The organism is Cupriavidus sp. 05T313 (assembly GCF_056396665.1).
On the sequence record NZ_JBFTLX010000117.1, the window covers coordinates 1 to 23,377 of the forward strand.

The window sequence follows — 23,377 nt, forward strand, 5'->3', positions numbered from 1 at the left end:
GATGCGAGTTTGGGTCCCGGCCGCTCTTTTCGCCGGATCCCGAGGGGGTGTCGCCCCATCCGGCGCGCCTTCTTTGCCTACTTTCTTGGCAAGACAAGAAAGTAGGTCGCCCCCCGCAGGGGGGTGAAACCGCCCTTGACTTTAAGGTTTTAAGCCTTGGAAGTTGAAGTTGAAGTTGTAGCAAAGCCTTCGAAGCCATCCACCACAAACCAACCACCCAAAAACCAAGGAACCAAAAAATGGAAGGCGGCCTAAGCCCCCGACGCCTGCAATACTTCTTCGAAGCCGTCACCACCGGCTCCGTCCGCGGTGCCGCCGAACGCCTCGGCGTCGAACCCTCCATCGTCAGCCGCCAGATCCAGCTCCTGGAGACAGAACTCGGCGTAGCCCTGCTGGAACGCAAAGGCCGCGGCATCGTCCCCACCGAAATCGCCGCCATCGTGATGGACCATTGCCGCGACCGCCAGGCCAGCGAGCAGGCGCTGATGACCCGGCTGGATGAGGTAAACGGCCTGCAGCGCGGCGACATCCAGCTTGTCGCCAGCGAAGGTTTCGTCGATATCCTGATGAGCGGCGTGGTGGACGAATTCTGCCGCCAGCATCCCGGCATCCGCGTCTCACTGCGCGTGGCCGGCGCCTCCGACGCGGTGCGCGCCGTGGCGCATGACGACGCGCATATCGGCGTGGTCTTCGGCCCGCCCGCGGATCCCGCCGTTCGCGTGGTCAATTCGCGCACGCATCCGCTGTGCGTCATCGCCTGGCCGGATCACCCACTGGCGCGCCAGCGCAAGCGGCCCGCGCTGAAGGACGTCGCGCGCTATCCGGTCGCGCTGATGGCGCCGGGCTTCGGTTTGCGCCAGTTGATCGAGATGGCGGAGCTTTCCGAGAATATCGTCCTGACCCCGAGTTTCGTCGCCAACTCGATCCTGACGCTCAAGCGTTACGTCGAGTGCCGCCTCGGGCTGACCTTCACGTCGGCGAACTCGGTGGTGAAGGAAGTCGCCAAAGGCGAACTGGTTGCGTTGCGTACCACCAATCCCATCTTCGAGGCCGCGCAATCGCGCCTGATCGTCAGGGCCAACCGGCCACTGACCAGCGCGGCGCGCGGCATGCTGGAACGCATCGAAGCATCGCCGTTATTCAACGGCGGCAGGTAGGGGCATTGGTCGCAGCGCTCCCGATGCCGCTTGCCGGGGGCTGGCGTTGCCRCCCCTGCAAGCACGCATCAGTGCGCCGGCTCCACCCGTTGTTCCGCCTGCCGCCCAAGGCGCAGGCTGTGATCGTGCAAGGTGGCTTTCATGCGCCTCAAGGAAGCGGTGAGGGCGGTGCGTTCCTCGGTGCTGAACGGCGCTACCGATACCGAGTGCAGTGCTTTCATGCCGCTCCACACACGCTCTACCCTGGGTACGGCGCCCGCGGGGATAAAGGGCTGGCCGGCGGGATCGAACTCGATCCAGTGATCCGCGTGCAATGTGTGCAGGAGGTTTTCAGACTGTGGAGCGGAAATCAGCATCGGGCCAAGATGGGGCTCGTGGCGAACGAACTCGTCCTGACGGATCGCGCGAAGCAAGATCCATTTGGAATAGTCGAGTCCTACATCGGAGAGAGTCTGGTCCAGCACGCGCTGCCACTCGCGCACGCTGTCCATCAAGGCAAGAAGTACTGATTCGGTCGGTTCCAGAGCCCTGGGCCTCATTGATGTTGTCTCCTGTTTCGAGCTTGCCGCCAGACCAGGGGCCGGTGCGTGGCCGGCCCGGACGGCACAGGGATGTGGCGGGCGAGGCCCGCCTTGCTTGCCTGCGGACCAGACAGTAGCAAACAACGGCGCCGATCGCGAGATGCCCGTTCCGGAAGGAAGGTCAAAGAGTGCGCTTTGTGCCGCAAACCAAGGGAAAGTCCCAAGTGGATTGCCGGCTGCGGGATGACGCAGCGCCCGCGCCGCAAACGCGGCGGCGATCCGGCCTGCGTTGCCCATGTCAGGCCGATCCTGGGCCTATCACAGTTCGATGACAAGATTGGGATCGAAGCGCGGATTCTCGAGCTTGCCTTCGCGCGCATAGCCCCGGGGGTTGCACACCACGCGGGTGGCGCCCACCTTGTAGTCGAAGCTGTCGTGCGTATGGCCGTGCACCCAGAGGTCCGGCTGCCAGGCCTGGATCTCCCGGCTCAGGTCGGAGACGAAGCTGGCATTGAGGTGCGAGCCGGCGAACTTGGGGCTGATGCTCAGCGGCGACGGCGCGAAGTGGGTGATGACGACCGTTTTGCCGTCGTGGCCGGCCTGGAACCGCTCGTCCAGCCAGGCTACCGAATCCCTGAAGAGGGCTTGCGACGTGGCGGGCGTGAAGCGCTCCTCGAAATCCGGCGCCACGCGGATTCGGGAGAAGTCCCGCATCAGGGACTGGGCGTCGCGCAGGCCATCCTCGCGCTGCTGCGCCGAGGCGAACAGGCGGTAGTCGGACCACAACGTACAGCCCAGGAAGCGCACGCCACGGTAGTGCCATTCGGTACGTTCCAGCACCTGCACGCTCGTTCCGGCCGCGCCTGCGCGCAGGGCGTCCATGGTGGTCGCCAGGTCGCTGCCGTAGAACTCATGGTTGCCCGCCACATACAGCGTCGGCAGGCGCGCGGCGGCGGCCCACGCCATGGCTTCCCTGGGCCGCCAGATATCGCCGGCCAGTATCATCACGTCCACATCGGGGTTCGGAAAGTCCATCGGATAAACCGAAAGATGCAGGTCCGAAACCAATCCTATCTTCATAAGTCTCTCCTTTGCAGAATGGGATAATGCCGCTAATCCACTATTCCAGCATTCGACTATTGGCGGGCATTGCCTGCAATCCGTAAGTTCTCCCGGACAGAGAGTAATGCAAGCAAGCGATTCGCGAGAGGTGCCCGCGCTGGCCGGCACCGTTGGCCGGTATTGCGAAGCCACGCCCCGGCCGGAACTGCAGGCGCATTTCCAGTGCGTATGGGCCAGCGCCTTGCCGGCCGGTCACGCCGGGGCGGTCGCCGTGGTGCCGGACGGCTGCGTGGATCTGCTCTGGCGCGACGGCCGGCTGCTTGTCGTCGGGCCGGACATCACGGCGGCCAGGCCAGACCTGGCGCCGGGCGCGACGGTGCTGGGCGCGCGCTTCCAGCCTGGCGCCGCGCCGCACTGGCTGGGCCTGGCCCTGTCGGACATTGTCGGTTGCGAGGTCGACCTTGCCGACCTGTGGGGCCGGCGCGCGCTTGAATTTGCCGGGCGGATGGCCGAGGCCGGCACGCAACGTGCCGAGGTATTCCAGAGCCAGCTGGCGAATCTGGCGCCGCGTGTCGCCACCCCGAGCCGCGAGGCGGCAGCCATCTTTTCCCTGGTGCAGGCCAATGCCGGCACGGCGGGCGAGACCATGCCCCAGCTGTCGCGCCGGCTGGGCCTCAGCGAACGCACGCTCAGGCGCCGCAGCATCGAGCATTTCGGCTATGGCGCAAAGACCCTTGAGCGGATCCTGCGGTTCCAGCACGCGCTGACGCTGGCGCGAGTATCGGCGGATGGCGGCCTGGCCGCATTGGCCGCGGACGCGGGCTATGCCGATCAAGCGCACCTGAGCCGGGAGATCCAGTCGCTGTGCGGCATGACCGCGACGGCCCTGTTGCGCCAGCTGCGGGTTTGAGTGGCCGTTTTATTCAAGCTTTTTGGCTGTGCCTGGGCGATCATGGCGCCCATCAATCCAACATCCGACATCAAGGAGTCGCCATGGGAACCAGAGGCCAGGACCGTCAGATCGACAATATCGAATTCAACGTCAGCGACATCGCCCGTTCCAAGGCGTTCTACGGCGGGGTCTTTGGCTGGACCTTCACCGACTACGGCCCTACCTATTGCGAATTCAGCGATGGCCGGCTGACCGGCGGCTTCACCACCGGCGAAGAGGTCCGCCCCGGCGGACCGCTTGTGATCCTCTATGCCGACGACCTGGCCGAGACCCAGCGCCGCGTGGAAGCTGCCGGCGCCACCGTGGTCAGGCCGGTGTTCTCGTTCCCGGGCGGCCGGCGTTTCCACTTCCGGGACCCGGACGGCTACGAACTGGCGGTGTGGTCCGCGGCATAGGCTTGGCCGGCACTTGAAAGCTGGCGGCGGGCGCGCCGCCAGCAGATGTTCGCGTTTTCCCGTATTGTGTTGGCTTGCCATGGTTTTCGCCGTTTTTTGCCGTTTTCCCCCATTTCGCGCGCATTAACCATGCTCCATGTATCAGACAATAGCGAGTAGCTTGTAGCGGCAGGGCGGTGGCGCATCGGCGCGGTCCGGCCGCGGCGGTAACCGGTGAAGACAGTGTCGAACATTGCGGATTCCAATCCCCCAGCCCGTGCCGCGGATGTGGCCATGACGCCGCTCGAACGCCGCGGCATGGCTGCCATCCTGGTGGCAGTCTCCCTCGCCACGCTCGATACGGCGATCGCCAACACAGCACTTCCGGCCATCGCGGCCGACCTGCACGCGACGCCCGCGGCATCCGTGTGGGTCATCAATGCCTACCAGCTTGCCATGGTGGCCACGCTGCTGCCCTTCGCCGCGCTCGGTGGCATCGTCGGGCACCGGCGTGTGTACCTTGGCGGGCTGATCCTGTTTATCGCCGCTTCGGTGGTCTGCGCGCTGTCCTGGTCGCTGCCGACGCTGGCCGCCGCCCGGCTGCTGCAGGGCGTCGGCGCGAGCGCCATCATGAGCGTGAACGCCGCGCTGATCAGCGCGATCTTTCCGCCACACCGGCTGGGGCGAGGGGTCGGGCTGAATGCGCTGGTGGTTGGCGTATCGTTCGCGGTCGGGCCGACGGTGGCGTCGATCATCCTTTCGCTCGGACCCTGGCCCTGGCTGTTCGCCGTGAACCTGCCTATCGGCCTGCTGGCGCTCTATATCGCATGGCCCGCGCTGCCGCAGACGGTGCGCGGCGCGCATCGTTTCGACCGCGTCGCGGCGGGGCTGAACGTGGTCATGTTCGCCTCGCTGATCTTTGCACTGGGGGAGGGCGCGCAGCGCGCGCCACTGCATCAGTCGCTGGCGGCGGTGGCCCTGTTCCTCGTGGCGTTCGTGCTGCTGCTGCGCCGCGAGCGCGGCCATCCCGCGCCAATGCTGCCGATCGACCTGCTCAAGCGCCCCATGTTTGCACTGTCGACCATGACCGCGATCTTCTCGTTCGCGGCGCAGGGGTTGGCCTTTGTATCGCTGCCGTTCTATTTCGAGAGCGTGCTCGGGCGCAGCCCGATCGAGACCGGCTTCCTGATGACGCCGTGGTCAGCGGTTGTCGCGCTGATGGCGCCGCTGGCGGGCCGGCTGTCGGACCGTTATCCGCCGGGTTTGCTTGGCGGCGTCGGGCTGGCCGTCATGTGCATGGGCATGGCGTCGCTGGCCTTGCTGCCGGCGCATCCCAGTGCGCTGGATATCGGCATCCGCATGGCCATCTGCGGCGCGGGCTTTGGCTTCTTCCAGTCGCCTAACCTCAACGCGCTGATGTCGAGCGCGCCGCGCTCGCGCAGCGGCGGCGCCAGTGGCGTGATCGCGACCGCGCGCCTGCTTGGCCAGGCCACCGGCGCGGCGCTGGTAGCGCTGAGCTTCGGCATCGCGGGCCGCCACGGGCCCACGCTGGCGCTCGGGATTGGCGCTGGCTTCGCCGGCGTGGCCAGCATTGCCAGCGGTTTGCGGCTGATCACGCGCGATACCGGCGCGGCTGCCATGCAGCCGTCCGGAGAGTGACCGGCCACCGGTAGCCACCGGGGGCGGCCACGATGACGGCCGGCTCAGAAGCCCACCGGCGCGTGGGGCACATAGGGGGCTTCCAGCGCGGCGATCTCGGCGCCGGTCAGCCCGAGCGACAGCGCCGCCACGGCATCCTCGATATGGTTCGGCTTCGACGCGCCAAGGATCGGCGACGTGATCCCCGGCTTCTGCGCCAGCCATGCCATCGCGACCTGCGCCGGCGGCACGCCGCGCGCCTGCGCAATGGCGTGCACCTGCTCCACTACCTTGCGGTCCGCCTCCTCGGTATGGCGATAGAGCGACCTGCCGAACGCGTCGCTTTCCTCGCGGGCGCTGCCGGCCTGCCACGGCCGTGTCAGGCGGCCGCGCGCCAGCGGGCTCCACGGCATCACCGCGATGCCCTCGGCGGCGCACAGCGGCAGCATTTCGCGCTCTTCCTCCCGGTTCAGCAGGTTGACATGGTCCTGCATGCTGACGAACTGCGTCCAGCCATGCAGGCGCGAGGTGTAGATCGCCTTGGAGAACTGCCAGGCATACATAGACGAAGCGCCGATATATCGCGCCTTGCCCGCCTTGACCACGTCATGCAGCGCTTCGAGGGTTTCCTCGATGGGCGTATGCGGGTCCCAGCGGTGGATCTGGTACAGGTCGACATAGTCGGTACCCAGCCGGCGCAGGCTGTTATCGATCTCGGCCAGGATGGCGCGGCGCGACAGGCCCGCCCCGTTCGGGCCGGGACGCATGCGGCCATGCACCTTGGTGGCGATCACCACGTCGTCGCGGCTGGAGAAATCCTTCAGCGCACGGCCGACGATTTCCTCCGAGGTGCCGTCGGAATACACGTTGGCCGTATCGAAGAAATTGATGCCGGCTTCCAGCGCCTGCCGGATCAACGGGCGGCTGGCTTCCTCGCCAAGCGTCCAGGGGTGGTTGCCGCGCTCCGGCACGCCATAGGTCATGCAACCCAGGCACAGCCGCGATAYCTTCAGTCCCGTCGAGCCAAAGCTCACATAGTCCATCTCGTCTCTCCTCCGATGTCATTGATACCGGCCGCCGGCAGCGGGCCTTCGGCGCACTCCGGCATGGTATGCGAATTCCGGCGAGGACGACGGCGCCACGCGCGGCAGCGGTCAGGGCAACACGTAGCCGCCGTCGACGAACAGGGTCGTTCCCGTCGTATAGCCATTGCCGAACAGGAACAGCACTGCGTCGGCCACTTCGTCCACGCCGCCGACCCGGCAAAGCGCGGTGCTGCGGCTGTAGCTGTCGAAGGCGTGCGCGCGCAACTCGGCAGGGCGGCGCTGCCACAGGTCGCTGTCGATGGTCCCCGGCGAAACGGTATTGACCCGCACCGGCGCCAGATCCAGCGCAAGGGCCCGCCCGAGGCCTTCGATGGCGGCATTGCAAGCCGCGTACGCCGAGGCACCCTTGATAGGTCGCGCGCCCGCGGCGCCGGACATCAGTACGATGGCGCCGTCCGGCGAGATCTTGGGCACGGCTTCGTGCACGGCGTGGTACTGGCCCCAGAACTTGCTGCGAAAGGGGCTTTCCACCGCGTCGTGGTCATCGCTGTGGATGGAGGCAACCTGGTAGGCCGCGCCGGGCGCGAACAGGTAGTCGAGGCGGGGAATCCTGGCGAAGAACGCGGCTACCGATTCCTGCGCGGCCATGTCGACCACATGGCCGGAGGCGGTGCCGCCGGCCGCGGCGATGCGGGCCAGCTCCGCGTCGAGCGTCTCTCGCGAGCGGCCGCCGAGGATTACCGCGCCGCCGGCCGCGATAACGCGGTTCGCCACGGCGCGGCCGATGCCGGAGGTGCCGCCGATGATGACTGCGGTCTTGCCGGACATCCCGGTGGATTTCTGCCGGGTTTGATAATCGGCTTGATGTGCAGGGTCTGGCAGTGCGTTCATCGGTGAGTGCATTCTCGGCGGTTTGCTGAGGCGCCAGTGGCGGAAAGGAGATGCCCTGCCATGGCGCCAGGGTCCACGGACTATATTCCCGAACCGCGATCCAATGAACTAAGCATTTCTCATGAGCACAGTCGCCAAATGTCGTCGATCTCATTAAGTGCATTGCCGCACGCAGAAGCAGCATGGGCGTTTTTTTAGGATTCGCATGCAAGACATGCATAACGAAAATTGTCATTGCAGATTCGGATTCGTCTGATTGATTTCGGTGGTGCATTGGGCGTAAATGTTTGCAGGCACCTGCCCGCCGTGAACAACCCAGAGGGAGAGCATATGCAGAAAGACAAGCGGACCGCCGGCATTTGGGAGGCCCAGCCATGATGCGAAGAATTGCCTGCGTTGGCGACGCACTGGAGCGCGGCGGGACGATCCTGCCATATGCAAGCCGACGCTGCAGTTTTGGTGATGCCGGCCACCAGGCCGCACTGATCGGAGGCCTGGCTTACTGCGAAGCCTGCAAGAGCACCGGCACAATTGCCAAGGCGGGCGGGCCGCGTCGGATGCAGTTCATGGGCGAGATTGCCCTGGACGGCGATGTGGTGATGTGCAAGTGCCCACGCCCACAGCGCATCGTTGCAGAGCTTGCCGGCGAGAAGTGGTTCGAGGATATGGGCGCGCGCGATGGTGCATCCGAGATGCGTGGCTCAGGTATTGCGGGAGTCGCAGCTACGGGAGCGCAGGTTCCGGAGAATTTCGACGAGTTGGTGATAGCGGTGAGTCCGAGCGGACCAATTGCCGATTATCCGTATTTTGTGGAAACGTCAGATGGCCGCGGATTGTTCGGCCACACGGACGAGCAGGGACGGCTGCCTCGCATTGCTACGATGGCCACCGGCTCGCTGACGGTCTATTGGGGGGATGAAGCGTTGGAAAAGCATCTTGGAGACGAAGATGCCTAACAAAAAAAAGCAGGTGCCGACCAATACAAAAGTGGACTCCAAAGCGGAGGTGCAGCTCAGGACTGTCTCATTTGCCGAATTGTGGGCGGCCTATCCGGGAGGAACGCCATACGTCGATCCCAAGACAGGAGACGTGCCGCCCGCCTTTAAGAATCAGTGCGCGATTCGGATGAGCGTGACCCTGCATAGGGTAGGGATAGAAATGAAGTCATTCCGTGGCAAGGGCCAGATTCGCCTGGACGGCAAGCGCACGGCTGTTCTGGCTTCAGAGATGGCGGAATGGTTGCGGCTGAAGCCCCTGGCTGGCATCGGCGCACCGGAGAACATCACCGGAGCTGACTGGCAGAAGAAAATCAACGGGCGCACTGGCATAGTTGCGTTCAAGAACTACTGGACGCGGGACGGCGAGTCGGGCCAGAGCGGTGGTCATATCGACCTGTGGAACGGATCCCGGATGACGTCAGGGAGTATCAGGGGAGCGGCGACCAACTTCTTCCGCTTTAACCTAGGATGGGAAAGCGGACCTGGTTATTCTGATCTTGGCAAGGCAACAGAGATACTGTTTTGGGAGGTGAAGTGAGGGCAAGGCTATTCGTGGTGACGGCATCAGCCTTCATTGGCGTGGCGATCGGCATGGCGTTGTGGCGCTTCTGGACTCCACGCTGCAACGAACTCTGTCCGACCTGGATCGCGCTTGGCATGATCGGGACAGCCGTCCTTATGCCCGCTGTGGGTGCGCTCGCCGTAGGGTTGGCAATGAGGCCGAATCGAACACCGGTCTGGCGACGCCGGGCCAGCGTGGGCGTACTCGCGATGGTCTCCGCGATTGTCTTGGCGCTTACTTGGGCCACTTGTTCAATCAAATGAACTGCAAGGGGCAACAATCTCCCCCGAAGTGGACTGCGCCGTGGCGATGGTGAATGTGTCCACGACGAATATGGCCGGCAGGGTGGTGGATAGCTTTGGTTCTTCGCCGAATTCCTGGGTGAGAGTGCCGAGGCGGACCGGGTGGCGGTGGGCAGGATGAGGGTGTGAGTTCCGGGGATGGTCCGGCGGCCGAGTTCGACAAACGGACGTCCCGTCCGTGCTGCGATTTCAGGGTTTGTGGACCGCCCGGCGTTATTTCCGCCTATCGGCTACCCCCCCGCTTCAGGAATCCGCTTAAGCGCTCTGAACGCATCCGGTTCCCATACACGCATTGCTAGCAGCAGCGCGGTTCCGCGTTTCTCAGTCAGAGGGGCGGCCGCGGATTCGTTGTGCAGCGCTGCCAGCTTGCTGCGCATCCTGTCCAGTTCGACCCGCAAATGGGAGTATGCGGACTTCGTCAACATGCCGTGAGCGAAGTTCATGGTCTCGTCAGGCCCGTCGAATCCGCTATCCATGAAATCGGGTAAGCCCTGCTGCAAAAAGAATTGCCGGATAGGGCCGTCCGGCAACCAATCGAAGTCCCGCGCGACGAGCAGACGTATCCGGTTTCCCGGTTTCAGATGCGCCAGGCCCATCCGGTCCAGCACGAGCAGGTTCTTGATGCACTCGGTTATCGACAGGCGATAGGCCGACATCATGTCTTCCAGCGACCAGTGATTCAGCGCACACACGGCCACCAGCAACAACTTCTCATCCGATACGAGTTGCGCTTCCTGTTCACGCGTAAGCTGATGCAGGCGCGGCAGTGACAACTCTGCTTCTTGCAGCAATTCCGCCATCGTTAGACCGAGCAGATCGCAGAACTGGGCGAGTCGCTCGACCGTCAGGCGTCCGCCAGCCAGCAGGCGCTTCACGCTAGGTTCCGATAGGCCAAGCGCTTGCGCAACGTCGCGATAAGTCATTCCCGCAGCTTTGAGGCGCTGCTTGATGGTCGCAATGAGCTGAGTAACCTCGGTCATGAAAGTATTGATATACGATACCAAAAGTATCATTGTAAGCACTTTCTGGAAAAGAAGGTGCGAAATTCGCGACCTCCTCGCATACTGCGCGCCATTGGAAAAGCAAGGAGGCCAGTATGACCATAGGCGCCAGGATGATCAGGACTATCCGTATGGTTGGCATGCGCGCGGGTTCGCCCCCCACGCCGTGCACGTCTGAACTGCCGGGTGGACCTCCGGCGGGCGCTCTTCAGATTGGAGACCTGATTTTCATCCGTGTGACTGCACGACCTTTCCTGGAAGTGGCGAGCGCGACGAACTCATGGACGAATCACGTTGGGATCATTGTTGACAACCGCTGCGATGATCCATTAATTGCGGAGAGCACGTTTCCTCTTGCGCGGACAACGCCGATGACGTCTTTCCTGAAGCGTTCCGAACATGGAAGATGTGCGGTCGCAAGACTCACAACACCGCTCAGCGATGCGCATCGCAGCATGCTGATCGCGGCAGCTGTTAGCAGGATGGGCACCCTCTACGACACCGGATTCAACGTGAATTCGCGCCGCCAGTTTTGTTCTCGCTTTGTTCGTGAAGTCATCCGGGAAGCGACGGATATTGAGATTGGCGAGGTAGAGACGTTCGCAATGCTACTGCGTCACAATTCGCATCCGAGGCTCGCATTCTGGCGTCTCTGGTACCTCGGCCGTATCCCGTGGCAACGGTGCACCGTCACGCCGGCGAGCTTGCTTCGAAGCCCGCTCATGCACATTGTCTTCGATACGCAGAGGGATGCCGTAAGAACACGGCAGCCGGCGGCAAAGCGGGGGACACCGTCATGCTGATCATTGTATTTTCGTTGTTTGCCTTTTGTTTCGTGCTGGAGCGCTTGCATATCGGCTGGACACTGCCACGCGTGCGGACATGACCCGTTCGCGTGCTAGCGCTCAACGGCGTCCAACTGTGCGTTGTGATCGCGGCGGGCTTGACATGGGAGAAGTGGCTTTCATCGCGGGCTGTCTTTCATCTATCGAAGCATATGTCGCCGGTGGCCGGCGGCCTGGTGGCTTATTTCATCGCGACCTTCGTGTTTTACTGGTGGCACCGCTGGCGGCACGAGCACGATCTGCTCTGGCGCGGCTTTCACCAGATTCATCACAGCCCGCAACGACTTGAGGTGATCACTTCCTTTTACAAGCACCCGGGAGAAATGGTCGTCAACTCAATGATCGGCAGTCTGCTCGTGTATTCGTTACTGGGATTGTCACCCGAAGCCGGTGCCGTTTATACGCTGTGCACGGCTGCGGGCGAGTTCTTCTATCACACGAACTGCAGGACGCCCCAGTGGGTCGGGCTCATCTTCCAGCGTCCCGAAATGCACCGCATCCACCACGAATCCGGGCGCCACAAGAACAACTATGGCGACATCACATGGTGGGACATGCTTTTCGGTACGTACGAGARCCCGCGCTCGTGGGACGGGACCTGTGGCTTCGACGACGACAGGGAGCAGCAACTCGGGAAGATGCTGCGCTTTGGGGATGTTCACCAGGGAGATGGTCCGTGACATCTTCATGATCCTGGCACCGGCCCACACCCAGCAAGCCTCACCCATCTCCCTCCACCGGCGGGCCCCCCAGCGCCTTGTACAGGGTGGCGACATTGACGAGCCTGTCGAAGCGATTCCGCGCCGCCGCCATCGCGGCCGTGCGCCGCGTTTCCTTGGCGTCGAGCCACGGCTGGAGCGCGGTGGCGCCGGCCCGGTAGCGGACCGCGGCGAGCCGTTCGGCCCGGCTCGCCGCCTGCAGGGATTCAGCCAGGCGCTGATCCCGTAGTGCCAGGCTGGCATGGCCGGACAGCGCGTTCTCCACTTCGGCGAACGCCGTGTACAGCGACTGGCGATAGCGCACCACCTTTTCCCGGTATTCGTTTTGCGAGACCTGTATCGTCAGCCTTGCTTTCTCCCATTGCAGGAAGGGCAGGCTCAGGCCCGCGCCGAGCAGGGCGGTGGGATCTCGCAGCAACGAGGCTAGCGCCGCGCTGCTGGTGCCGACGAGACCGGTCAGCGTCAATTTGGGATAAAAGCCGGCGCGCGTAGCGTCAGAGTCCGCAAGAGCGGCGCGCAGGCGCCATTCCGCTTGCCGCACGTCGGGGCGCCTGCCGATCACTGCCGCCGGGATGCCGGGCGCGATGCGCGGCAGCGCATTGGTGGGCAGGCCCGGCGGCTCGGCCGTGCCGTGCTCCGGTGGACGGTTGAACACGATGGCCAGGGCCTGGCGGTTCTCGCTGCGCTCCTGGTCCAGTTTGGTGCGTTCGGCGAGCAGCGCGGCCAGTTGCTGCTCGGCCTGCGCCAGGTCGAGCCCGGAGACCGCGCCGGCACGGTAGCGCGCCTCGATGAGTTCCAGCGTGCGCCGCGCGTCCGCGAGGCTCTGGTCCGAGATATCGATCAACTGGTTCAGCAGCCCCGCACGCCAGTACAGCGTGGCCGTGGTGGCGGCCAGAGTGATCGACGCGCCTTCGAGTTCGGCTGCGCTGGCCCGAGCCTCCCAGTCCGCGGCGCCGCGCAGGCTGGCCAGCCGCCCCCACAGGTCGATTTCGTAACTGACGGTGGCATTGATGGCCGACTGGTCGCGCCGCCCGCCGCCGTCCAGCCCCCATTGGCGCGTAGCCCGGCCCTCCGCCGCAACCTCGGGCAGGCGGCTGGTGCCGGCGAGTCCCGCGAGCAAGCGGGCCCGCTCTAGCCGCAGCGCGGCAATGGCGAGATCGTTGTTGGTTTCCAGTGCCGACGCCACCAGCGCGTTGAGCTGCGGGTCGCCGAAGGACTGCCACCACGCGTCCGGCCCCAGGGCACCGGCGGCAGGCGCGGCAAGCAAATGCCGTGGCGCATGCTGCCACTGCCAGGGTACTTCCAGCGCGGGGTTTTCAACAGGCGGGCGCAACTCGGCGCACCCACCGAGGGCAAGCGCGATGATCGACAGCAGCATCGACAGCGAGAAAGGACGCCTCGCCGGCAGCTTGCGCGGGCGGCTATTCATGGCCAAGCGCCTCGATCGGCTGCAGGCGCGCGGCATTGCGCGCCGGCATATAGCCGAAGACCACGCCGATCAGCGACGAGCACACGAAAGCGCCAGCCACCGCGCTTGCGGAGAACACCATCTGCCACTGCGGCATCAGCAGCGCCAGCACCAGCCCGATCAGATAGGCCAGCAAGGTACCGATCGCACCGCCCAGCATGCAGACCAGCACGGCTTCGGTCAGGAACTGAAGCAGCACGTCGCGCTGGCGTGCGCCGACGGCCATGCGGATGCCGATCTCCCTGGTGCGCTCTGTCACGGAGACCAGCATGATGTTCATGACGCCGATGCCGCCAACCAGCAGCGAGATCACCGCCACCGCCGACARGAACAGGGTGAGCGCCTGGCCGGTACGTTCCACGGTCTTGACGATGCTGTCCATGTTGTAGGTAAAGAAATCCTTCTTGCCGTGGCGCTGCGTCAGCACGCGCTCGATGCCGTGCTGCGCCGCCGCGCTGGGCTGGCCGTCGCGGATGCGCACGGAGACTTCGTCGAAATGCGCCCGGCCAAACAAGCGGCTGCCAGCCGTGGTGTAGGGCAGCCAGATGTTGAGGCTGCTGCCGTTGTCGTCGAACATGCTTTTCTTCTCGCGCGCGACGCCAATGACCACGCAGGGCAGGCTGCCCACCAGCACGATCTTGCCCAGCACCTGCGTCACGTTGCCGAATAGCTTGCGGCGCGTCTTTTCGTCGATCACCACCACTTGCGCATGCTGCCGCACCTCGTCTGGCCGGAAGGGCGCGCCCTGCGTCATGCCAAGGCCGCGTACGCGGAAGAAGCTCGCGCCCACGCCGTGCACGGAGGCATTGACGTCGGCGTTGCGGTGCCTGAGCCGCTGTACCTTGCTGGTGACTGGCGTGGCGCTGTCCACGTAAGGCAGCGCGTGCAAGGCGTCGATGTCGCTTTCCACCAGGGTACGGATGCCGGCGGCGCGGTCGTCGCCAAAGTCGGCGCCCGGGAAGATCTCCAGCGTATTGGCGCCGATGGCGCGGATATCGTTCATCACATAGCGCTTGGCGCCTTCGCCGATCGCCACGATGGACACCACGGATGCGATGCCAATGATGATGCCCAGCATGGTCAGCGCAGTACGCATGCGATGCGCGAGCAGCGCGCCCCAGGCCATGGCGAACGCCTCGGTGAATCCATGCCACGCGCGTGTGCGCCACGGTGGAGCATCGCCTTCGCTGCCATTGGCCACCGGCTCCGCGGCCGGCGGCCGGGGGGCGTTCACCTGTCCGGTGGCAGGGAAGGGTGCCGGCCGGTTGGCGCGGTCGGCCACGATACGGCCGTCGGCAATCTCGATGATGCGCCCGGCGTTGCGCGCGAGCCCCATGTCGTGCGTCACGATGATGACCGTGTGGCCGAGCGCATGCAGCTCGCGCAGGATCGCCAGGACTTCCTGCCCGCTGTGGCTGTCCAGCGCGCCGGTGGGCTCATCCGCCAGGATGACCTGGCCGCCGTTCATCAGCGCGCGGGCGATGCTCGCGCGCTGCTGCTGTCCGCCGGAGAGCTGGGCGGGGCGATGGCCGGCGCGGTCGCCGAGGCCGAGCCGGGCCAGCAGCCGGAGCGCGCGGGCACGGCGGGCGGCGCGGTCGGTGGCGGCGTAGATGGCAGGCACTTCCACGTTCTCCGCCGCGGATAGCCGGGCCAGCAGGTGGTAGCGCTGGAAGATGAAGCCGAAGCGCTCCCGGCGCAGGCGCGCCAGCGCATCGTCGTCCAGCACGGCGACATCCTGCCCGGCTACCAGGTAGCGGCCGGCGCTGGCCTGGTCCAGGCAGCCCAGGATATGCATCAGCGTGGACTTGCCCGAGCCGGAAGCGCCGACGATGGCCACCATCTCGCCCGCGCAGATGGCCAGGCTGATCTGGCGCAGGACCGGGATGTCCTGGTCGCCGGCGCGGTAGCTGCGCTCCACGTGTTGCAGCAGCAGGAGGGGCGCCTGTGTCATGGCTCCCCCTTGCCGGCCATGGCGCTGGCATCGCCCGTGATGACGCGATCGCCTTCCACCAGGCCGGAGAGCACCTGGGCGTGCACGTTGTTGGCGAGGCCGGTGCGCACTTGCACGCTCTCCACGTGCTGGCCTGCGCGCAGCACCCGTACCGCAGCCGTGCCATCCTTGTCGCGCGTGCCCAGCGCCGCCAGCGGGACCAGCAGGGTGTTCCTGGCCTCGCCCAGCATGATCGCGACCTGGGCCGTCATGTCGATGCGCAGCTTGTGCTCGGGGTTCGGCACGTCGAACAGCGCGTTGAAGAACACGGCGTTATTGATCTTCTCCGGCGAGGGCTGGATGGCCTGCAGCCGCGCATGATAGCGCCGGTCCGGCTCGCCCAGGATGGTGAAGTAGACCGCCTGCCCGTCGCCGATGCGGATCACGTCGGCTTCGGACACCTGCGCCTTGACGGTCATGGCGCCCAGGTCCGCCAGTTTGAGGATGGTCGGCACCTGGTAGGACGCCACCACGGTCTGGCCCTCCAGCGTATTGAGCGCCACCACCTCGCCATCCATCGGCGCGACGATGCGGGTATAGCCAAGATCGATCCGCGCCGACTCGGCCTTGATGTCCAGCTGGGCGATGTCGGCATCCAGCGCGGTCAGCTCGGCCTGCAGCGCGCGCAGGTCGGCTTCGGCGATCTCAAGCTCCTGGTGCGATGCCGCCTCCTGCGCCTGCAGGCCGCGCTGGCGTTGCCAGTGCAGGCGGGCTTGCCGCAAGCGCGACAGCTTGGCCTCCCGCCGCGCCTTGCCGCTGGCCAGTGCCGCGACGGCCTGGCGCTGGGCGTTCTCCAGCAGCACGGGATCGATCTGCGCCAGGAGCTGGCCGCGCGTGACCTTGTCCCCCAGCTTGACCTTCAGCGATTTCAGCTGGCCGTTGACCTGTGCGCCGACCTCGACCTGGCGCACAGGTTGCAGCACGCCATTGGCCAGCACGGAGACCTCCAGGTCGCCGCGGGTCACGAGCGCCGTGATGTACTCGGGCTGCGTGGCCGGCGTCAGGTGCCAGAAGGCCAGCGCGGCCAAGGCGGATAGTGCGGTCAGCGCGGCGATGACGGGGCGCCGGAGACGTCCTGGTTCTTTAGACATCTGGTTGGAGTGCGTGATGGAATGGCRGGCTCGCATTCTCGATGCCAGACGCGGCCATGTCTGTKGGAATTCCATTCTTAACTGTATGAAAGTGTGCCAGGACGTGATTGTTTGTCTTTGCCCCTGGCAAGACCGGCAGCACGGGCGGGAAGGCGCGGCCAGTGCCTGCACACTTATGCACAAAAACAGGACGATTTTCTAATCATTATTTATGGATTTCTATGTATCGTGACCGGTCATTTATTGGGAATCATGAATGCCTATGTCAATGAATAATGCGATGTACGAAATCCGGATGGCGGGCGGGCAGGTGGCACCAGGGGAATGAAATGGCGCGGCGCGCTCTGCGTGGCTTTGTCCATGCTCGGTGTACCGGAACTGGCAAATGCAGCGGATCCGCAGCCTCGGTTCCTGCCGGGGGCGGTCAGCATGCATCTGGGGTTTGGCGACGGCTACAAGCGCCTCTCGCTGAATTGGGAAAGCTCGCCGTTATGGAGCCACCAGTTCAGCGGGCGCTGGGGCCGCCTGGACCTGACCGGCGAGCTTGGCGTGTCCTACTGGTGGGCGAACGGCGGCCGCACGCCCGCCAGCGCCTGGCAAGCGAGCGCCATTCCGATGCTGCGCTGCTGGGTGAGCGAGCGGATCTACCTGGAGGCAGGGGTGGGCCTGACGGCATTCAGCGGCGCGAGCTTCGCCGGCAAGCAGATCAGTACGGCCTTCCAGTTTGGGGACCATGTCGGCCTGGGGTATCAGGTATCGCGAGCGGATCGCATCGGGTTCAGGTACTCGCATTTCTCCAACGCGGGCATTAAGCGGCCCAATCCCGGGCTGGATGTCTTTCAACTGACCTACACGCGCAGTTTCTGAGCGGGTCAGCCCGGTTGCGCGGCCGCTCGCGCATCGGTGTCCGGCGAGGCGTACAGGGCGGGCAGCGTGATCACGAACCGCGCGCCGCCTGCCTCGCCGCTGCCAAGCGAAACCTGGCCGCCATGCGCCATCGCGATGCGCCGGACGATCGCCAGGTCCAGGCCGACGCGGTTGAGGCGGTCGCCGCTGCCTGCGGTGCGATGGAAGGGCTCGAAGATGCGCGCGCTCTCTTCGGGCGGTACGGCCGGGCCGTCGTCCTCGACCACGAGGGACAGGGTGCCGGCGGCATCGGTATGGGCCTCGATGGCGACGGTGCCGCGCGCGTTGCGGATCGCATTGCGGCAAAGCTTGAGTAGCGCCCGCGTCACCAGGCGGGGGTCGCAAAGGTGGCGCGCATACGGGCGGCTGTTGCGCACATGCAGGACCAGCCCCCGGTCTGCCGTATCCCGCGCAACGACGGCGACAACACTATCGATCATCTCCGCGCTGGTGACCAGCGTTGGCCTCACGGGTGTCGCGCCTTGCTCCAGCTGGCCGAGCGTGAGCAACTCTGTCACCAGTTCGTCCAGCTCCCGCACATCCACGCGCAGCTTTTCGAGGCCCCGGGCGCGCCGCGCCGGGTCTTGCTTTGCGTCGCCGGACCGCAGCAGGGCAATGCCAAACTCCAGTCGCGTGATCGGCGTCTTCAGTTCGTGCGAAATGCCATGGATCATCTCGCGCTGCTGCAGGACCGAGGCTTCGATGCGGGACGCCATGTCATCGAACTGGCGGGCCAGCTGATAGACGTTGGAACGCCTGGACAAGCCGGCGCGTGTCGAGAGCTTGCCACTGCCGAATTGCTTTGCCGCCTCGCGCAAGGCATTGAGTTCGCGCCAGTGATAGAAGAGCCAGGCAACCACGGCGAGCAAGGTGGTGCCGGCGAGCAGTGCATATGCAATGAGCTCGATATTGGTGTAGTCCAGATTCCGCTTGCTCATATGCAGGATCTGGCCATCGTGCAAAGGCAGGTAGGCGTCGTCGCCGTCCGTGCCGAATACCAGCTTGCCATCGCGCAGGTCGCGCAGCCGCCGCTCGCCAAGATGGCCCGCGGCGTCCATGCCGATCAGGGCGAAGCTCTCGCTCGCATGGTCTTGCAGCCTGGTCAGCTCGGCCCGGCGCCCGTCGCCTTCGTACCGCTCCAGATAGAGGGAAAGCAGGTAGCTGTAGCTTTTTTCCCTCTCGCGTTCCGTCTCGCTGAGTTGCTGGTGGTAGGCCGGGACCAGCACATGGTCGATCGCGGCGAGCCCGGCGGCTACGCCAAGGATCAGCACCAGGTAGAGCTTGAGCAGTGAGCGAACCATGGATTCATTGACTCCTTCCTGCCAGGCAGGCCGGCGCTGGCTATTGTGAACGGATTTGCGTGCGTCGGAAACGCGCGAGGCTACGCGATCGCCGTCTTGGGCGATGCGATTCTAGCGGCGATCAAATTGCCAATTGGCGCCGAAATAAACTCCAGACAAATCCGCACAATTCCGCACATATTCGCGTCACTTTCCAACAGACACGGGTAGCCCCCCGTCCCTAAACTCTGGGGCTTGTTCAAGGGGCCATGGGTGAAACGAATGCTTGGTAAATATGTAAGGACCGGCGCAATTCTAGCCAGCGGAATCGGTTGCGCCGGCGTGCAGGCGGAGAACGTCTACACCGTGGGGCTGGTCGCCGGCGCGGCACCGCGATACGAAGGCAGTAACGAATACAGGCCGGTGATCGGGCCACTGTTCAGCGCGGATTTCGGCAACGGGTTTTTCGTCAGCCCGCTGCGCGGGGGGATTGGCTACGGTCACAAGTTTTCCAACGGCATGTTCGCCTCTGTCGGCCTCGACTATGACGTTGGGCGTACCGACCGCAAGCGAGTCGATTTGCCCGGTTCGGATTACCTGAAAGGCATGGGCCGTATCCCCGGATCGTTCATGGGAGCGTTCCAGGTCGGCATGCCTATCTATGGCGACGCCACGCTCAGCATCACCCTCGATGCGCCGCTGACCAACAGGGATCGCGGGCTGAGCGGCCATATCGACATGGACGTGCCGGTGTACAAGGCCGGCCGGCACCTGGTGAGCATCAGTCCCAGCCTGCATTACGGCTCGCGGCGCTATACGCAGACCTTCTTCGGCGTGACCGACGCGCAGGCTGCCAACAGCAGCTTCCGGCCCTATTCCACCAAGGCGGGTTTCGACCGCGCCAGCCTGTCGCTGTCCTGGAGCTATGAGATATCGCGCGCCTGGTCGGTGCACAGCATTGTCTCGGTGAGCCGCCTGCTGGGCGATAGCGCAAACAGCCCGATCGTGCAGTCCAGGCAGTCATATGTCGGGCTGACCTCGCTCAACTACAGCTTCTAGCATCGCATCCGACTTTCATTCGCAGAGGGAAGACATGAAGCCGCGAATCCCCATCCTGATGTATCACCAGATCGACGCGCCGCCACCTCGCGGCACGCCGATGCGCGGCCTCGTGGTGGCGGAATTCCTGGGATGCATCGATCGGCGTGCCGGAGAAGCCGCTGATGACGCTGGACGAACTACGTACCTGGACCCGGGCCGGCATGGAGGTCGGCGCGCACACGCGCACGCATGTGGACCTGACCCGGCTAGGCACCGTTGCCGCGCGCGGCCAGATCGAAGGCTGCAAGCATGAACTGGAGTCCGCGCTGGGCATGCCGGTGCGGCACTTCTGCTATCCCTTCGGCGAGTTCGACAAGCACGTCGTGGACCTGGTGCGCGGCGCCGGATACCAGAGTGCCGTTACCACGCAGCGCGGCCGCGCCGCTGTCGGTGGCAACCTGTTCGGCCTGCCGCGGGTGTTGGTTTCGCGCGCCTCGCATACCGGGCAGTTCTTGCTGAAGCTCGCCACCGCTTATGAGGATCAACGCGGCAAGGAGGCGGTTCGCCATGAATCGGCTTGAGCCATATCCGGACCCGGCCTCCGGCCAGTTGCGCGTGCTCTTGCTCAACTCGCTGCTCAACGGCGGTGGCGTCGATTCCCACACGCTTTCACTGTGCCGGGCGTTGCAGCTTCAGGACTGCGAAGTGACCCTGGCAGTGCCTTCCCGCGCCCGGTGGATCGTCGCCGCGCAGGACATGCCGGGCGTGCGCTTGATGGCGCTGGGCGCGAAGCGCGTGGTCTGGCCGCTGATCCTGGCGCGGACGATCCGGGAGCAGCGGATCGATGTCATCCACGCCCACCATGGGCGCGACTATTGGGTGGCGATCCTGGCATGGATGCTGTCCGGCCGCAAAGCGGCGGTGGTGGTGACGCGCCACCTGATGACCCGGCTCAAGGAACGGACGCGCCGCTACCTTGCCGCGTTTTCCAGCGTGATCGCCGTATCGGACGCGGTGCAGGAATCCCTGCGAAGGGTGGACCCGGAACGAACGCTGCGGCTCAGGCGGATATATTGCGGCATCGATACCGAGCGTTTCCGCGCGGTCGCCATGCGGCGCTGTCGGGTCCGGCAGGCGCTGGGGCTGCCGCAGGATGCCTTGATCTATGCGCTGATCGGCGGGGCGCAGCAGCCTGACGGCAAAGGGCAGTCCTACTTCGTCAAGGCGGCGGGGCAGGTGCTGGCACGGCACCCGAGATCGCATTTCCTCTGCGTTGGCGAAGGCGACCTGATCCCGCAACTGCGCCGGGAGGCCGATGCTCTGGGCCTGGCGGGACGCATCCACTTCCTCCCGTTCGAGCACGATGTGCCGTCGCTGATGCAGGCGATCGACGTCCTGGTGCATCCGCCCGTGGGCAGCGAAGCGCTGGGCCTCGTCATCCTTGAGGCATTGAGCTGCGGCAAGCCGGTGATTGCCACGGAACTGGACGGCATTCCCGAGACCTTCATCGACGGCGACCACGGCGTCCTGGTGCCGCCGCGCGACTCGGGTGCCCTGGCCGGCGCGATGTGCCAGCTCGCGGCGGATCCGATGCTCGCGGCGCGGATGGGGCGCCGCGGGCGCCGCTGGGTGGAGGCGAATTTCTCGCTCGGGCCGCTCGGACGCGAAACGGTGAAGTTGTACCGGGACTGCTTGTCCGCATTGCGGCGTGGAAAGCGTGGCGTACCTTAGGAAGGGCGGCGGCAATCCGCATCATGGCCGTTCCGGCATGGTGCGTTCCGGCACCATGTCGGGGCCACTCGTCTATACTTGTCAGCATGCTAACAATTTGGTGAATGGAATGTCCACCGCGAAACGTCAAACGGCGCACACCGCGCCCCCGGTCGAGGATCAAGCGCCGTCCGAAGCGGACCCGGCCAAGGAGCTTCTCTGGGCCCGGCCAGGCTTTCTTGTGCGCCGCCTGCACCAGATCCACGTGGCCATGTTCTTCGAGGAATGCAAGTCGGCGAGCATCACGCCGGTGCAGTACGCCATCCTGACGGTGCTATCGGTGCTGCCGGGGCTGGACCAGACTTCGCTGGGGCAGGAAGTGGGCTTCGACCGCACCACCACGGCCGATGTGGTGCGCAGGCTGGAAGAGCGCGGGCTGGTCGAGCGCAAGGACAATCCGGCCGACCGGCGCACGCGTCACGTGCACCTGACCAAGGAAGGCCAGGAGGTGGTGGCGTCGCTGCGCGCCGATATGGAACGCGCGCAGGAGCGCATGCTGGCGCCGTTGCGCCCGGCGCAGCGCAAGGTGTTCATGGACCTGCTGGCGACGCTGGTGGAGGCCAACAATGACTACAGCCGCACGGTGCTGCGCATCATGTAAAGCGTTGCGCGCACCGTGCGCGCGGATTACACCGGGTAGACCAGGTCGTTGGCGATGATGGTGGTGTCGTACACGACCTGGCGCTCGGCCAGCAGCAGATTGCCCTGGGTGCGGGCAAAACGGTCGTGATAGGTGCCCGCCATGTGGATGGTGGTGGGACCTTCGACCAGCGTCTGCAGCAGCAGGAAGCTGGCTTGCGCATGGATCTCGCCATACGCGGTTTCCTCGGTGACGCGGGTGTTGGTGACAAGATGCAGCATATGGCGCGGCGCGAACATCTGGGTGCGCGCGATCGCCACCGCGCGGTCGTGCATCATGCCGCGGCCTTCGGCGTAGACCAGTCCCACGGGCATGCCGAGTTCCACGTTCTCCCTTGCTGTGACGCGGTAGATGCAATCCTCGGTAAAGAAATCCGGCCACGATTCCACCAGGCCGGCATCGAGCACGGCGCAGTATTCGGCGTGGAAGGCATCGATCTCCATGCGCAGCGCCTGCGCGCGCGCGGGCTCCAGCTTGCAGGGGCGGTAGAGGGTATGAGCCGTCGGTGTCATGGTTGGTGTCATGCTGTTCAGAACCCCATCACGCTGCGATAGTATTGGTACATGGCGCGGATCGCGGATTCCGAGATCAGCGAGTTGGCGGTGCCGACGTGGCCGGGGTCCAGTTTCAGCACGTTGCGGTCGGTGCTGGAGCGGCGCACGCCTTCCTGCACGAACTTCATCGCTTCGTTGTCTTCCAGGCCGAGGAAGCCGGCTGGTCCCATCAGGTTGCCCTGGCGCAGGCGGTGCCGCGTCATCTCCTCGCTGTCGTCCTCATAGCCGAACATGGTCCATTGCATCAGCATGCTGTCCGGGCCGTTGGGCACGATCTGGCGCACGCCCAGCGTATTCATTTCGCGCTGCACGATCAGGTTTGGCCAGATGGTCTGCATGGTGACGGACCACGGCGAGTCGAACTCCTTGATGTATTCCAGGAATCGGTCATCCTGCAGGCGCATGCCCTCGTGGAACGAGCGCATTTCCTTCTTGTTCTCTTCGCTCACCGCGGCGTACTTGTCTTCCTTCTTGGCCGAGGCCATGGTGCCGTGGCGGCCGTGCACCGGGTCGGCGATCATGGCGGAGTCATTGCCGGCCACCAGGAGACCGAACACCACCAGGAAGGA

At 64.9% G+C, this 23,377-nt stretch carries 25 protein-coding genes; 13 read left to right on the forward strand and 12 right to left on the reverse strand.

The genetic code is table 11. From position 1 onward, the window contains the following. The first annotated feature begins 239 nt into the window (after positions 1-239). Complete coding sequence (locus AC1DKD_RS23375; RefSeq protein ID WP_441636331.1) at positions 240-1,157, forward strand: LysR family transcriptional regulator; 918 nt, start codon at positions 240-242, stop codon at positions 1,155-1,157. A 68-nt stretch (positions 1,158-1,225) separates the two neighbouring features. Here the strand turns inward: AC1DKD_RS23375 and AC1DKD_RS23380 are convergent, their stop codons facing one another. After that, positions 1,226-1,696, reverse strand: coding sequence for a MarR family transcriptional regulator (locus AC1DKD_RS23380; protein ID WP_441636333.1), 471 nt, complete (start codon positions 1,694-1,696; stop codon positions 1,226-1,228). A 300-nt stretch (positions 1,697-1,996) separates the two neighbouring features. Then, positions 1,997-2,758 carry a metallophosphoesterase gene (locus tag AC1DKD_RS23385; RefSeq protein WP_441636335.1) on the reverse strand — a complete coding sequence of 254 codons (762 nt, stop codon included), beginning with the start codon at positions 2,756-2,758 and terminating at the stop codon, positions 1,997-1,999. Positions 2,759-2,864: 106 nt separating this feature from the next. On the opposite strand from AC1DKD_RS23385, the gene AC1DKD_RS23390 reads away from it, so the two are divergent. After that, positions 2,865-3,650, forward strand: a complete 786-nt coding sequence (locus tag AC1DKD_RS23390) for a helix-turn-helix domain-containing protein (RefSeq protein ID WP_441636337.1) — start codon at positions 2,865-2,867, stop codon at positions 3,648-3,650. An 83-nt stretch (positions 3,651-3,733) separates the two neighbouring features. Beyond that, the gene (locus tag AC1DKD_RS23395) at positions 3,734-4,087 is read left to right on the forward strand and encodes a VOC family protein (protein ID WP_035859727.1); all 354 of its coding nucleotides are present in this window, start codon (positions 3,734-3,736) and stop codon (positions 4,085-4,087) included. Here AC1DKD_RS23395 and AC1DKD_RS23400 read toward each other — a convergent pair. Then, positions 4,057-4,320, reverse strand: coding sequence for a hypothetical protein (locus tag AC1DKD_RS23400; protein WP_441636339.1), 264 nt, complete (start codon positions 4,318-4,320; stop codon positions 4,057-4,059). The two genes, AC1DKD_RS23395 and AC1DKD_RS23400, sit on opposite strands and share 31 nt — an antisense overlap. Before the next feature lie 40 nt (positions 4,321-4,360). On the opposite strand from AC1DKD_RS23400, the gene AC1DKD_RS23405 reads away from it, so the two are divergent. Continuing rightward, on the forward strand, positions 4,361-5,725 hold the full coding sequence (locus AC1DKD_RS23405) for an MFS transporter (protein WP_441636341.1): 1,365 nt from the start codon (positions 4,361-4,363) through the stop codon (positions 5,723-5,725). A gap of 44 nt (positions 5,726-5,769) precedes the next feature. Here the strand turns inward: AC1DKD_RS23405 and AC1DKD_RS23410 are convergent, their stop codons facing one another. Both AC1DKD_RS23410 and AC1DKD_RS23415 read right to left on the reverse strand, forming a co-directional pair. After that, positions 5,770-6,747: an aldo/keto reductase gene (locus tag AC1DKD_RS23410; RefSeq protein ID WP_477143765.1), complete on the reverse strand. Its 978-nt coding sequence runs from the start codon at positions 6,745-6,747 to the stop codon at positions 5,770-5,772. A gap of 111 nt (positions 6,748-6,858) precedes the next feature. Then, on the reverse strand, positions 6,859-7,578 hold the full coding sequence (locus tag AC1DKD_RS23415; RefSeq protein WP_441636345.1) for an SDR family oxidoreductase: 720 nt from the start codon (positions 7,576-7,578) through the stop codon (positions 6,859-6,861). Between the two features lie 437 nt (positions 7,579-8,015). Here AC1DKD_RS23415 and AC1DKD_RS23420 point away from each other — a divergent pair, with 437 nt between their 5' ends. Both AC1DKD_RS23420 and AC1DKD_RS23425 read left to right on the forward strand, forming a co-directional pair. Then, the gene (locus AC1DKD_RS23420) at positions 8,016-8,597 is read left to right on the forward strand and encodes a PAAR domain-containing protein (RefSeq protein WP_441636347.1); all 582 of its coding nucleotides are present in this window, start codon (positions 8,016-8,018) and stop codon (positions 8,595-8,597) included. Next, entirely contained in the window at positions 8,590-9,177 is a 588-nt protein-coding gene (locus tag AC1DKD_RS23425; RefSeq protein WP_441636349.1) for a type VI secretion system amidase effector protein Tae4, read from the forward strand. Before AC1DKD_RS23420 ends, AC1DKD_RS23425 begins: the two co-directional genes overlap by 8 nt. A gap of 556 nt (positions 9,178-9,733) precedes the next feature. Here the strand turns inward: AC1DKD_RS23425 and AC1DKD_RS23430 are convergent. Continuing rightward, positions 9,734-10,483, reverse strand: coding sequence for a helix-turn-helix domain-containing protein (locus AC1DKD_RS23430; RefSeq protein WP_441636351.1), 750 nt, complete (start codon positions 10,481-10,483; stop codon positions 9,734-9,736). Positions 10,484-10,599: 116 nt separating this feature from the next. Between AC1DKD_RS23430 and AC1DKD_RS23435 the strand changes: the two genes are divergently transcribed. Both AC1DKD_RS23435 and AC1DKD_RS23440 read left to right on the forward strand, forming a co-directional pair. Further along, positions 10,600-11,307 carry a YebB family permuted papain-like enzyme gene (locus AC1DKD_RS23435; protein ID WP_441636353.1) on the forward strand — a complete coding sequence of 236 codons (708 nt, stop codon included), beginning with the start codon at positions 10,600-10,602 and terminating at the stop codon, positions 11,305-11,307. A gap of 92 nt (positions 11,308-11,399) precedes the next feature. Beyond that, positions 11,400-12,029 carry a sterol desaturase family protein gene (locus AC1DKD_RS23440; RefSeq protein WP_477143766.1) on the forward strand — a complete coding sequence of 210 codons (630 nt, stop codon included), beginning with the start codon at positions 11,400-11,402 and terminating at the stop codon, positions 12,027-12,029. A gap of 40 nt (positions 12,030-12,069) precedes the next feature. Here AC1DKD_RS23440 and AC1DKD_RS23445 read toward each other — a convergent pair whose 3' ends face one another. From AC1DKD_RS23445 to macA, 3 genes are read right to left on the reverse strand one after another with little or no spacing between them, the layout of a single operon-like run. Further along, complete coding sequence (locus AC1DKD_RS23445) at positions 12,070-13,497, reverse strand: efflux transporter outer membrane subunit (RefSeq protein ID WP_441636357.1); 1,428 nt, start codon at positions 13,495-13,497, stop codon at positions 12,070-12,072. Then, positions 13,490-15,487 carry a MacB family efflux pump subunit gene (locus AC1DKD_RS23450; protein ID WP_477112011.1) on the reverse strand — a complete coding sequence of 666 codons (1,998 nt, stop codon included), beginning with the start codon at positions 15,485-15,487 and terminating at the stop codon, positions 13,490-13,492. Before AC1DKD_RS23450 ends, AC1DKD_RS23445 begins: the two co-directional genes overlap by 8 nt. Continuing rightward, positions 15,484-16,617: a macrolide transporter subunit MacA gene (gene macA, locus AC1DKD_RS23455; protein ID WP_441636532.1), complete on the reverse strand. Its 1,134-nt coding sequence runs from the start codon at positions 16,615-16,617 to the stop codon at positions 15,484-15,486. The genes AC1DKD_RS23450 and macA overlap by 4 nt, the downstream gene beginning before the upstream one ends. Before the next feature lie 360 nt (positions 16,618-16,977). Here macA and AC1DKD_RS23460 point away from each other — a divergent pair, with 360 nt between their 5' ends. Next, positions 16,978-17,484 (forward strand): acyloxyacyl hydrolase, encoded by a 507-nt coding sequence (locus tag AC1DKD_RS23460; RefSeq protein ID WP_441636530.1) that lies wholly within the window; start codon positions 16,978-16,980, stop codon positions 17,482-17,484. A gap of 5 nt (positions 17,485-17,489) precedes the next feature. Here the strand turns inward: AC1DKD_RS23460 and AC1DKD_RS23465 are convergent, their stop codons facing one another. Then, positions 17,490-18,824, reverse strand: coding sequence for an ATP-binding protein (locus AC1DKD_RS23465; RefSeq protein WP_441636529.1), 1,335 nt, complete (start codon positions 18,822-18,824; stop codon positions 17,490-17,492). 261 nt (positions 18,825-19,085) lie between these two features. Here AC1DKD_RS23465 and AC1DKD_RS23470 point away from each other — a divergent pair, with 261 nt between their 5' ends. From AC1DKD_RS23470 to AC1DKD_RS23485, 4 genes are all read left to right on the forward strand, one after another. After that, positions 19,086-19,862 carry a MipA/OmpV family protein gene (locus AC1DKD_RS23470; RefSeq protein ID WP_477104463.1) on the forward strand — a complete coding sequence of 259 codons (777 nt, stop codon included), beginning with the start codon at positions 19,086-19,088 and terminating at the stop codon, positions 19,860-19,862. Positions 19,863-20,026: 164 nt separating this feature from the next. Further along, on the forward strand, positions 20,027-20,425 hold the full coding sequence (locus AC1DKD_RS23475) for a polysaccharide deacetylase family protein (RefSeq protein ID WP_477143767.1): 399 nt from the start codon (positions 20,027-20,029) through the stop codon (positions 20,423-20,425). Beyond that, positions 20,412-21,575, forward strand: coding sequence for a glycosyltransferase (locus AC1DKD_RS23480; protein ID WP_441636525.1), 1,164 nt, complete (start codon positions 20,412-20,414; stop codon positions 21,573-21,575). Before AC1DKD_RS23475 ends, AC1DKD_RS23480 begins: the two co-directional genes overlap by 14 nt. A 109-nt stretch (positions 21,576-21,684) precedes the next feature. Continuing rightward, positions 21,685-22,215: a MarR family winged helix-turn-helix transcriptional regulator gene (locus AC1DKD_RS23485; protein WP_441636523.1), complete on the forward strand. Its 531-nt coding sequence runs from the start codon at positions 21,685-21,687 to the stop codon at positions 22,213-22,215. A 26-nt stretch (positions 22,216-22,241) separates the two neighbouring features. Here AC1DKD_RS23485 and AC1DKD_RS23490 read toward each other — a convergent pair whose 3' ends face one another. Both AC1DKD_RS23490 and AC1DKD_RS23495 read right to left on the reverse strand, forming a co-directional pair. Further along, the gene (locus AC1DKD_RS23490; protein ID WP_428180391.1) at positions 22,242-22,766 is read right to left on the reverse strand and encodes an aromatic-ring-hydroxylating dioxygenase subunit beta; all 525 of its coding nucleotides are present in this window, start codon (positions 22,764-22,766) and stop codon (positions 22,242-22,244) included. Positions 22,767-22,783: 17 nt separating this feature from the next. Next, positions 22,784-23,377, reverse strand: a 594-nt coding sequence (locus tag AC1DKD_RS23495) for an SRPBCC family protein (protein WP_477143768.1), incomplete at its 5' end; no start/stop codon positions are given.

Coding starts and splice junctions, on each gene's coding strand:
- AC1DKD_RS23375 (WP_441636331.1), top strand. CDS start 240: ATGGAAGGCGGCCTAAGCCCCCGACGCCTGCAATACTTCTTCGAAGCC.
- AC1DKD_RS23380 (WP_441636333.1), bottom strand. CDS start 1,696: ATGAGGCCCAGGGCTCTGGAACCGACCGAATCAGTACTTCTTGCCTTG.
- AC1DKD_RS23385 (WP_441636335.1), bottom strand. CDS start 2,758: ATGAAGATAGGATTGGTTTCGGACCTGCATCTTTCGGTTTATCCGATG.
- AC1DKD_RS23390 (WP_441636337.1), top strand. CDS start 2,865: ATGCAAGCAAGCGATTCGCGAGAGGTGCCCGCGCTGGCCGGCACCGTT.
- AC1DKD_RS23395 (WP_035859727.1), top strand. CDS start 3,734: ATGGGAACCAGAGGCCAGGACCGTCAGATCGACAATATCGAATTCAAC.
- AC1DKD_RS23400 (WP_441636339.1), bottom strand. CDS start 4,320: ATGTTCGACACTGTCTTCACCGGTTACCGCCGCGGCCGGACCGCGCCG.
- AC1DKD_RS23405 (WP_441636341.1), top strand. CDS start 4,361: ATGACGCCGCTCGAACGCCGCGGCATGGCTGCCATCCTGGTGGCAGTC.
- AC1DKD_RS23415 (WP_441636345.1), bottom strand. CDS start 7,578: ATGTCCGGCAAGACCGCAGTCATCATCGGCGGCACCTCCGGCATCGGC.
- AC1DKD_RS23420 (WP_441636347.1), top strand. CDS start 8,016: ATGATGCGAAGAATTGCCTGCGTTGGCGACGCACTGGAGCGCGGCGGG.
- AC1DKD_RS23425 (WP_441636349.1), top strand. CDS start 8,590: ATGCCTAACAAAAAAAAGCAGGTGCCGACCAATACAAAAGTGGACTCC.
- AC1DKD_RS23430 (WP_441636351.1), bottom strand. CDS start 10,483: ATGACCGAGGTTACTCAGCTCATTGCGACCATCAAGCAGCGCCTCAAA.
- AC1DKD_RS23435 (WP_441636353.1), top strand. CDS start 10,600: ATGACCATAGGCGCCAGGATGATCAGGACTATCCGTATGGTTGGCATG.
- AC1DKD_RS23445 (WP_441636357.1), bottom strand. CDS start 13,497: ATGAATAGCCGCCCGCGCAAGCTGCCGGCGAGGCGTCCTTTCTCGCTG.
- macA (WP_441636532.1), bottom strand. CDS start 16,617: ATGTCTAAAGAACCAGGACGTCTCCGGCGCCCCGTCATCGCCGCGCTG.
- AC1DKD_RS23460 (WP_441636530.1), top strand. CDS start 16,978: ATGCTCGGTGTACCGGAACTGGCAAATGCAGCGGATCCGCAGCCTCGG.
- AC1DKD_RS23465 (WP_441636529.1), bottom strand. CDS start 18,824: ATGGTTCGCTCACTGCTCAAGCTCTACCTGGTGCTGATCCTTGGCGTA.
- AC1DKD_RS23470 (WP_477104463.1), top strand. CDS start 19,086: ATGCTTGGTAAATATGTAAGGACCGGCGCAATTCTAGCCAGCGGAATC.
- AC1DKD_RS23475 (WP_477143767.1), top strand. CDS start 20,027: ATGACGCTGGACGAACTACGTACCTGGACCCGGGCCGGCATGGAGGTC.
- AC1DKD_RS23480 (WP_441636525.1), top strand. CDS start 20,412: ATGAATCGGCTTGAGCCATATCCGGACCCGGCCTCCGGCCAGTTGCGC.
- AC1DKD_RS23485 (WP_441636523.1), top strand. CDS start 21,685: ATGTCCACCGCGAAACGTCAAACGGCGCACACCGCGCCCCCGGTCGAG.
- AC1DKD_RS23490 (WP_428180391.1), bottom strand. CDS start 22,766: ATGACACCGACGGCTCATACCCTCTACCGCCCCTGCAAGCTGGAGCCC.